This window comes from Rhodococcus sp. IEGM 1354, assembly GCF_030056855.1.
In the GTDB taxonomy this organism is placed as follows: Bacteria; Actinomycetota; Actinomycetes; order Mycobacteriales; family Mycobacteriaceae; genus Rhodococcoides.
This window is the reverse complement of sequence record NZ_JASHKT010000022.1, coordinates 17,927-27,392: the sequence shown is the minus strand read 5'-3', so window position 1 is coordinate 27,392 and position 9,466 is coordinate 17,927. Positions and strand designations below refer to the sequence as shown.

Genomic DNA, 9,466 nt, shown 5'->3' with positions numbered 1-9,466 from the left:
TACGGTGGCGGCCTATCTCGTTGCGGCTGCCGACACGCTCACCGTCGACGGGACGCGGGCGTATGCGCCGTCGACGTTCGGCAAATGGATCGCGGCGGTCGCGGACCGCCACCGCGCTACCGGCTACGACAACCCGTGCGGGCACGAGATGGTGCGCGCCACTCTCTCGGGTATTCGGCGGGATTACGCGTCTGCGGGGGAGCGGCCCCGTAACCCGCGCGCACCGCTGCTGACCTCCGACATCACTACGATCGTCGATTACGCGCGTCGAGGTGGGGCCGGGTGGGCGTCGGAGGTCCTCGAACGCCGCGACACTGCGCTGCTCCTGATGGGCTACACCGGCGCATTCCGCCGCAGCGAACTCGTAGCGCTCGAATGCCGCGATGTCCACCGCGACCGCCTCGACGGCGCGCACGTACGTATCCGCAAATCGAAGACCGACCAGGACGGCACCGGAACCGTGAAAGCACTCCCGTTCACCGACCGCCACGAGTCATGTCCGGTCTGCGCGTGGGTGCGATGGCTGCAGATCGTCGCAGCGTTCGACACCGGCGGCAGAGTTGCTGTCATCCGAATACTTTCCCGCGCAGTGGAATTCGACTCCCATATCTGCCGCGGCACCCTTCCTGTAGTCGAGAAACGGTCCCCTCTGTTTCGGTCCGTCCGCAAGAACGGCAACCTCTCCGACACAGCCCTGTCCGGAGCCGCGGTGCACGCGGCGATCCGCCGCCGCGCTACTCGAGCTGGATACGGCCCCGACACCGTCGCCCAGCTCGGCGGGCATTCCCTCCGTTCCGGCTTCGTCACGCAGGCCTTCCGCAACGGTGCCGACGCGCATGCGATCATGCGCCAAACCGGGCACACCACACCCGCAATGGTCGAAACATACGCTCACGAGAATGCGCCACTGGTCGGCAACGCCGTCACCGAGCTCGGCCTATGACCAGGCACCCGACCGAACCAGTGAGCGGCGACGGGACGACAGGGGTAGATGCTGACCACGACGACCGCCCTTGTCCGATACGTGCATCGGACATCACGAACACGTCGATACCGAGGCGGGATCGGCACACGTGGTCACTGTTCGAGGACTGGTGCACCGCCCATGGCGAACCCCCATTGGCGGCCTCTCCTGAGTCACTTGCTCGGTTCCTGTATGCGCACCCCGCCGCGCCGACGACCCAACGCCGCCGGATCGCGGTGATCGACTCCGCTCATCATCGGCATCTATTACCTCCTCCAGGGCGCGCTGAGACCGTCCGGGCTGCGCTGGATGGGGCCCGCACGTCGCGCCTGCAGGAGGTGGCAGCCGTGATCGGCGGAATCATCGCCCGACTCCCCGAATACGGTTGGCCGTCAGCGTTGTTCGCGCGCAGAGACGCGCTGATCCTCACGCTCGCTACGACAGGTCTGCCGTACACGCAGATCGCGGCCCTGCGGGCATGCGATGTCACCGCCGATGCGGGTCTCGACGCCCTTCGCATCGAGACAGGCCGCGGCGTTCATACCCTCACCTCCCTCGCGCTGGCGGGGACGGGCATTTCTCCGCGCACGGTGTACCAGCGCTGGTGTGAGGTGCTCGGCCATCAGGCCCGGTATCCGAGCACCCGAATGCTCGCCGACGCTTTCGATGCCGTGGACGGCACCGGGCTCGGCGGATACGACCGGTATTTCGACCCGGCCGGTCAACATCCGCTGTCGACTGCGATCGACCGGTGGGGCCACACCCCGTTGGCTGCGACCCCGCTGACCGCCCGTGCGGTAGCGGGCATCGTGCGAATGCACTGGGACGGAAGGGCACCCACCCACCTGCAGCCCACTGCGCGGTCACAACATCCGGAGCAGATCGCGGCACCGGATCCAGTACCGCGGGTTCTACTCGACCCCGGCTACTACGAACGCGGAACGCTTGCGCGTAGACACGCCCACGGTCTTCTCGACGACGTGGACTCTGTCCTGGCCGATGTCGAAACCCGCGCGGACAGCCTGTTGGAAGCTCTCGTCGACTTTCTCGAATCGGAGACCGCACGCGTGCCGGCCGACACCGTCGAGTGACTAGTGGTTGGTACTCGGGTTTGCACACACTCTTCTTCTCACGGCAGGGAGGCGGTGACGTCTCAGAAATCTCCGAGATGAAGATCGATCAGGCCGCGAACGAACGAGGCATCGATCTCGACCCCGTTCTGCGGGGTCTACGTCGAATCCGGGTCGTCTGAGAGTCGGGGATTTCGGAAATCTTTCGGAGAGCGTCCGGTCCAGCGTTTGAAGGCGTGAGAGAAGTTGGCGAGGTCGCTGTATCCGAGTTCGGTAGCGATCTCGCTGACCGAAACCGATCGGTCGAGGAGCCGTAGCATCGCGCGCTCGTACAGCAGCGAGTGGCGCACCTTGCTATAGGTGGTTCCTTCTTCGGCAAGCCGCCGTTTCAACGTGCTACTCGACATCGACAATGCTTGTGCAACATCATGGTTGGTTCGCTGTCCGAGGTCCTTTTCCAACTGTTGCCTCACCTTCTCGGCGGATGACATGGACCCACTCCGCTGGGCGAGTGTTCGCTGCAGATCAGCGATAGCGAGACGATATGCGAGGGGGTCCGAGAAGCGACAAGCCTTGTTGAGGGTCTCCTCGGGTACGTGGACGAAGGAAATCGGAGCGTCGAAGAACCGGCGATTCGCCCCCGGACCTTCGTCGTGGCTCACCTCGGCCGGCTCCGGCCAGCTCAGATGGAGTGTCACCGGCGATATGTCACCGGCGAGCATGTCCAGCAGTCGTAGTAACGCCGACCCACCGTAGGTGATGACCAAGCAGTCCAGTGCGGAATCGCCTGTGTGCGCAGTGAGCCCGACGATCAGACCGTAGTCGCCGGTGTGGAACTGCGACTTCAACGCCGTGGAGATCAATGGTAGGTATGTCAGGAGATCGACGATCTCGGCGACCGAACCAGCGCTGATCAAAGGTGAACTCAGAGGCCCGAACGATGTCAACTGGGCCTGCTCGGCAAACGCAAATCCGAGTCGAGTGGCCTGGGCGATATCGAGTTCGGGATAGACCTCCCGAAACCACCGTATCGGTGCCTGAACGTCATGCTGAATGAGCGTCGCTTCACTGGTTCCTTCGCGGTGCATGATCACACGAAGCCGCGCGGCGGCGTCAGGGTCGAGTGCGCGGCGTTCGAGCAACTGAACGAACGCAAGCGGTGGCACGCCCTCGTCGCTCAGCTTCACGGTGACCCCTTTGACCCGAATTCACAAGTTTATGACTCCACCGAACATAGCCGTCACCCGCGTTTGCGACGACACTTTCGTCAATCACGCCGGAAAACGAGGAGTTGACATGGCAGCTGTAATTTTCGTCGCCCACGATGGTGAGAAGCACGAGGCGGCTCTGGTCGAAGGTCGCTCGCTGATGCAGATTGCAACCGACAATGCTGTGCCGGGGATCGATGGAGACTGTGGGGGCGAAACGGCCTGTGGCACCTGCCATGTGATCGTCGACCCGCAGTGGTCAGGAGAGGTGGGTCTGTCCGGCGCCGACGAGGAGGAGATGCTGGCGATGAACCCCGAGCGTGAACCCACGTCTCGGTTGTCGTGCCAGATGGTGGCCTCGGAAGCGTGGGATGGCCTGATCGTTCGAACACCTGAATTCCAATTGTGATGTGCGAAAGGCAGGCACGACAGCATGAAAGTTTCTGAGTCGATCGCCGACAAGGTCCAGTCGACCATCCCGATAGGGCTGCAGATCCAGGGCGCTCATTTGTACGACAAGACCCGACGGTGGGTGACTGGCACGAATGGCAAGAAGATCTTCGTCGAAAGTCCCATCCCACCGGTCGAGGATGTCGAGCTCGCCGACATCGACCTCAGTAACCCCTTTCTTTACAGACAAGGGCGGTGGCAGTCGTACTTCGAGCGCGTGCGGAACGAGGCACCGGTGCACTACCAACCCAATAGTCCGTTCGGCCCGTTCTGGTCGGTCACGCGCCATGCCGATATCGTGGCCGTCGACAAGAATCACGCTGTGTTCTCGGCCGAACCGTTCATCGTCATCGGCGTTCCGCCCCGGTTTCTCGATATCGAGATGTTCATCGCGATGGACCCACCACACCACGACAAGCAGCGCGCTGCCGTCCAGGGGGTTGTCGCACCGAAGAACCTCCGGGAGATGGAGGGACTGATCCGATCGCGCGTACGGGAGGTATTGGACGACCTCCCCTTGAACGAGCCGTTCGACTGGGTGCAGAATGTCTCGATCGAGTTGACAGCTCGGATGCTCGCAACTCTTCTGGATTTCCCCTACGAACAACGCCGCAAACTCGTCTACTGGTCCGATTTGGCAACCTCGATGGAGCAAGCCAACGGTGGGCCCTCGGACAACGACGAGGTGTTCGAAGGCATGCGTGACATGGCCCGTGGCCTCAGCGCTCTCTGGCATGACAAAGCAGCCAGGAGGTCTGCAGGGGAAGAGTCCGGTTTCGATCTGATCACCATGTTGCAGAGCAACGAGGACACCAAGGATCTGATCGATCGTCCGATGGAATTTCTGGGCAACCTCGTCCTGCTGATCGTCGGTGGCAACGACACCACGCGAAACTCGATGAGCGGTGGCGTTCTTGCGTTGAACCAATTCCCCGACCAGTTCGAGAAATTGAAGGCCAATCCCGATTTGATCCCCAACATGAACTCGGAAATCATCCGATGGCAAACACCCTTGGCGTACATGCGCCGAATCGCCAAAGCCGACACCGTTCTGAACGGACAATTCATCCGCAAGGGTGACAAATTGGTGATGTGGTATGCCTCGGGTAACCGCGACGAACGCGTTTTCGAGAATCCTGATGATTTCATCATCGATCGTGCCAATGCGCGCAATCACATCGCGTTCGGATTCGGTGTGCACCGGTGTATGGGCAATCGGCTGGCCGAAATGCAGCTGCGGATTCTGTGGGAGGAGTTGCTTCCCCGCTTCGAGAACATCGAGGTCGTCGGCGACCCCGAGTATGTTCAGTCGAATTTCGTGCGGGGCATCAGCAAGATGATGGTGCGCCTGACGCCTACTTCCAGCGTATGACATCGCAACGGGCGATCATCGTCGGCGCAAGCCATGCTGGGGCACAACTGGCAGCTAGTTTGCGCCAAGAAGGTTGGACAGGCGACATCGTCCTCATCGGTAACGAGTCTGCCGCTCCCTATCAACGCCCCCCGCTGTCGAAGGCATACCTGGCGGGCAAATGCGTACTCGACGATATCGCCATTCGCAGCACGGACTTCTACTCCAAGCAAGGTATTCAGCTCCTGAACGCGCAGGTGGAGACCATCGTTCGGCCGGAAGGCAACGTCGTTCTCGACACCGGGGAGAAGCTGGCCTACGACAAGCTCGCGCTGTGCACGGGAGCCCGCCCTCGTCGGCTCACCGTTCCCGGGGCCGATCTCCACGGGGTCTACTACCTGCGCACCGCAGCGGACGTCGAGAGGATACGTATGGCCACCGGCCCTGGCCAGCGGGTGGTGATCGTCGGAGGCGGCTACATCGGACTCGAGACAGCGGCATCGCTGCGCGCACTGGGCGTACAGGTCACAGTCCTCGAGGCAACTGGGCGTGTGCTCGAGCGGGTCACTGCTCCCGAGGTATCGACGTTCTTCGAGCGGATACATCGCGAACAGGGAGTCGACATCAGAACGAACGCGATGGTTCAGGGCCTGTCCGGTGACCGTGAGGTTCGTGAAATCACCTTGGCCAGCGGAGAATCGATCCCCGCAGATCTGGTCATCGTCGGTGTCGGCGTCGAGCCGAACACCGACCTCGCCGCCGATGCGGGTCTTGTCATCGACAACGGCATCGTGATCGACGATCACACTCGGACCAACGACCCCGACATCATGGCGGCGGGGGACTGCGCGAGCCACGACATGGCCCGTTACGGCCGTCGACTACGGTTGGAGTCCGTCTCGAGCGCAGGAGAGCAGGCCAAAGTCGCTGCGTCGACCGCCTGCGGGAAGTCCAGAAAAATCGAAGCGTTGCCGTGGTTCTGGTCGGATCAGTATCACTTCAAGCTGCAGATCGCCGGCCTCAACACTGGATACGACGAAGTGGTTCTCAGCGGTGACCCCACCCGCGACAGTGATTTCAGTTGCTTCTATCTCCAGGCCGGTGAGCTCATTGCCGCCGACTGCATAGGTCGCCCGCGCGAGTTCATGTACAGCAAACGGGTGATCGCCCAGCGACTCCCCGTCCAACGCGAAGACCTGATGCTCGGCGGACTCGCGCGCAACTGACCGATCCTTCGGTCGTTGTGCACACAACAGCAACCGGTTTGCTCAGAGAAGGGAACATCAGCGATGACCATGACAGACCGCCCGCCCGGAGCACATACTACGCAGCCACCACACGCATACCTGGGAGCAACGGACTTCCTCGACATCGAGCACGAATCCGTGCGGGCGTTCACCGCCGCGGCAATCGGAGATGCGAGCAGCGACCGTGACAAGGCCAGACGCCTCTTCGCCGCCGTCCGCGACCGAATCTGGTACGACCCATACACCGTGTCGGACGATCCGGCCCACTATCGAGCGAGCTTCGTCCTCGAGGCCGGGCGCGCTTACTGCGTCCCGAAGGCGGTGCTGTTGACCGCAGTGTGCCGGGCGGCGGGTATCCCAGCACTGCTCGGCTTCGCCGACGTCCGAAATCACCTGCAGACCGAGACGTTGCGCACGCTGATGGGCGGCACCGACCTGTTCGTCTACCACGGCTACAGTCGCCTCTACATCGAGGGCCGGTGGTTGAAGGCCACGCCGGCATTCAATGTCGAGTTGTGCGCTCGTTTCGGCGTGCCGCCAGTGGAATTCGACGGCGATCGCGATGCTCTCATGCATGCCTTCACCGCAGACGGAGCCCAGCACATGGAGTATGTCCGCGAGCGAGGAGTCTTCGACGACCTACCCTTGAACGCGATCTTGACGGTGCTTCGGCACGCCTACGGCCCCACGATCTTCACGGGCGCTCACCCACTCGATGATGTTTTCACCGGCCGCACCCGGCCGGACGAAACTCCCGGGGATCGAAACCTTCCGCGGGAGTCTCGATGAACACAAGCGGTGAGAACATACGCGCCGAACCCCGTATCGCGGCCGACTGCCGATCGGTCGGAGCTCTCTCCGCGAACAATCGCGATCGTGAACACTCGGACCGCCTCGGACACCTTCGAATCGGGTGAGCCGATACCTGCTGGCAGAGCTGTGCCACATGACTGTCTCGTCGCCGCGGCCGTGGTAAGGCCGACACCGGAAGTTGCACCGAACAGACGAGACTCGCTCTGCCGCTGGAATTGCGGCTGCGGGCGATGAACGACCGATCCGAACGCCTCCCCGGGCACGAGACGACGCGCGATACCCATATCCCTCTCCCGTGTGCGCAGCCGCTACCGCGAGAGCGGGCCGACAGGCGTCTACCGATGTCTCTCATCTATGCAAGGAGCGCAGCAGATGACAAACAACGCACCTCACACCCCCGCCAGGACCGTGGCGATCACAGGTGGAGCTCGCGGCATCGGCTATCAGACAGCGAAGGAGTTGATTCGACGAGGCCACCGGGTCGCCATCGGCGACATCGACGAGGCACGTGCGAAGGAGGCCGCCGCCGAACTCGGGGTGAAGGTCGTCACCCGACTCGACGTCACCGAACCTGACTCGTTCACAACGTTTCTGGACCTGGTCGAACGTGAACTCGGACCCCTCGACATCCTGATCAACAACGCGGGCATCATGCCTACCGGCCACGCCCACGAAGAGGACGATGCAGTAACCCGGCGTCAAGTCGAGATCAACGTCCTGGGTGTCATCTTCGGGACCAAACTGGCTCTTCAGCGCATGCTGCCGCGCCGCACCGGACACATCATCAACACTGCGTCATTGGCCGGCGAGCTCGCGGTACCTGGTTTGGCGACCTACTGCGCTACCAAGTTCGCAGTCATCGGATTCACAGAGGCCGCACGACTGGAGTACCGCAAGTCAGGGGTTCGACTGTCCACAGTCCGCCCGACGTTCACCAACACCGAACTCGTCGCCGGAACCGCCGGCGCAAAGGGATTACGCAACGCCGAGCCGGAGGAAATCGCCCGCGCGACAGCAGATCTGATCGAGAATCCACGCCCCTTCGTCCGCGTCACCCGTCTCGCAGGCGCAATGGTCGCGGCGGTGAAATTCGTCCCCCGGCGGCTGGCGACCGGACTGGGTGCGGCCCTGAACACAGATTCGGTGTTCCTCGCGGACGTCGACATGACTGCTCGCCGAACGTATCTCGACAGAATCCAGAACAGCTGAGCATGCCGACACGCGCGCTCGACCAACCACCCGAAAGGCAGCCACAGTGACCCCCACGACTCTGATCGAGAACTATCCCCACCGGATGGGAGGGCACTGCGGGTCAGGTGCAATGCGAGACCTTCTCCAGTGGCACGGTCTGGGATGGGACGGACCACCCGACGAGGGGTTGGTGTTCGCACTGGGTGGTGATCTCGGTTTGTCCTACCTGCGATCGGACGACCTGGTCCCACCGATGTACCTGGTCGGCCGCGGTGCCGACTTCGAGATCGATTTACCGCGCAGGCTCGGCGGACAAGTCGAGGTTCTCACGACCGACGATCCCGGTGAGGGATGGTCATGGGTTCGCGACGACATCGATGCGGGAAGACCCAGTCTGGTCTGGGCCGATATCGCTGAGCTGCCCTACTTACGGGTGAAACTGCAGATGAGTCGCCACGACATCGTGGTGATCGGCTACGACGAGATCGGGGGGACTGCCTCGGTCGTCGACAACGATCGGGCCGACGTGCAGAAGATCCCGCTCGACGCGCTGGCTCGGGCGCGATCTTCCACCTCGTTCCCGCAACCGACACGTCACTGCACGTACCGAATCACGTGGCCGCAGACACTGCCGCCCGTGTCGACTGCCGCGGCCGCGGCCTTCGCCCGATCCGCCGCCAGCATGCACGCCCCATCGACACCGGGAATAGCCGACCACATACCAGCAGCCGGTGCCGACGGTTTGGCCGCGGTCGACCAGCTGGCAACCGACGTCAAGAGCTGGGTCGACCTTCCGCCCGATGACCTCGAGACGCTGCTGTTCAGTCTCGGTATCTTCATCGAAAAGGCCGGAACCGGAGGCGGGCTCTTTCGTCGGCTTCTCGCCGACGGCTGTACCGAGATTGCACGTCTGACCGGTGATCCCGCTACCGCAGACCTCGCGGTGGCCGCCGATCACTGCGCCCAGGCCTGGACCGAAACTGCCCGCGCCGGAACACAACGCGGTCTCGATGTACGAACACGCGCAGCTGCGGTGGCCGTGTCGGCTGCCAGACTGTCGGAACTCGAGCTGATCCTGGTGGAGTCCCTGGAGTCTGCTTCACGCTCGCTGTCCGCCATCACGAGATGATGCCCACCGTCGTTCGATGGCGCGCGGTACACGGGGCGCATCG

The 9,466-nt window shown here is 62.7% G+C and carries 9 protein-coding genes; 8 read left to right on the top strand and 1 reads right to left on the bottom strand.

The features are described 5' to 3' along the window. Together QM588_RS25265 and QM588_RS25260 are read left to right on the top strand one after the other, a co-directional pair. The coding region (locus QM588_RS25265) for a site-specific integrase (RefSeq protein ID WP_283317366.1) at window positions 1–943 on the top strand (943 nt) is incomplete at its 5' end. A 368-nt stretch (window positions 944–1,311) separates the two neighbouring features. Next, complete coding sequence (locus QM588_RS25260; protein WP_230591063.1) at window positions 1,312–2,055, top strand: recombinase; 744 nt, start codon at window positions 1,312–1,314, stop codon at window positions 2,053–2,055. A 137-nt stretch (window positions 2,056–2,192) separates the two neighbouring features. Here the strand turns inward: QM588_RS25260 and QM588_RS25255 are convergent, their stop codons facing one another. Beyond that, window positions 2,193–3,221, bottom strand: a complete 1,029-nt coding sequence (locus QM588_RS25255; RefSeq protein ID WP_052047647.1) for a helix-turn-helix domain-containing protein — start codon at window positions 3,219–3,221, stop codon at window positions 2,193–2,195. A gap of 109 nt (window positions 3,222–3,330) precedes the next feature. Between QM588_RS25255 and QM588_RS25250 the strand changes: the two genes are divergently transcribed. The 6 genes from QM588_RS25250 to QM588_RS25225 all read left to right on the top strand — a co-directional run bounded on the left by QM588_RS25250 (window position 3,331) and on the right by QM588_RS25225 (window position 9,423). Beyond that, a complete protein-coding gene (locus QM588_RS25250) occupies window positions 3,331–3,651 on the top strand; it encodes a 2Fe-2S iron-sulfur cluster-binding protein (protein WP_024793405.1) in 321 nt (106 codons plus the stop codon). A gap of 24 nt (window positions 3,652–3,675) precedes the next feature. Continuing rightward, complete coding sequence (locus QM588_RS25245; protein WP_032364182.1) at window positions 3,676–5,064, top strand: cytochrome P450; 1,389 nt, start codon at window positions 3,676–3,678, stop codon at window positions 5,062–5,064. Further along, window positions 5,061–6,269, top strand: coding sequence for an NAD(P)/FAD-dependent oxidoreductase (locus QM588_RS25240; protein WP_283317364.1), 1,209 nt, complete (start codon window positions 5,061–5,063; stop codon window positions 6,267–6,269). Before QM588_RS25245 ends, QM588_RS25240 begins: the two co-directional genes overlap by 4 nt. 69 nt (window positions 6,270–6,338) lie before the next feature. Continuing rightward, complete coding sequence (locus tag QM588_RS25235; protein WP_032370982.1) at window positions 6,339–7,079, top strand: transglutaminase-like domain-containing protein; 741 nt, start codon at window positions 6,339–6,341, stop codon at window positions 7,077–7,079. 396 nt (window positions 7,080–7,475) lie between these two features. Then, entirely contained in the window at window positions 7,476–8,312 is an 837-nt protein-coding gene (locus QM588_RS25230) for an SDR family oxidoreductase (RefSeq protein WP_032364247.1), read from the top strand. Window positions 8,313–8,358: 46 nt separating this feature from the next. Then, window positions 8,359–9,423 carry a BtrH N-terminal domain-containing protein gene (locus QM588_RS25225; protein WP_032382558.1) on the top strand — a complete coding sequence of 355 codons (1,065 nt, stop codon included), beginning with the start codon at window positions 8,359–8,361 and terminating at the stop codon, window positions 9,421–9,423. Window positions 9,424–9,466: the final 43 nt, after the last annotated feature.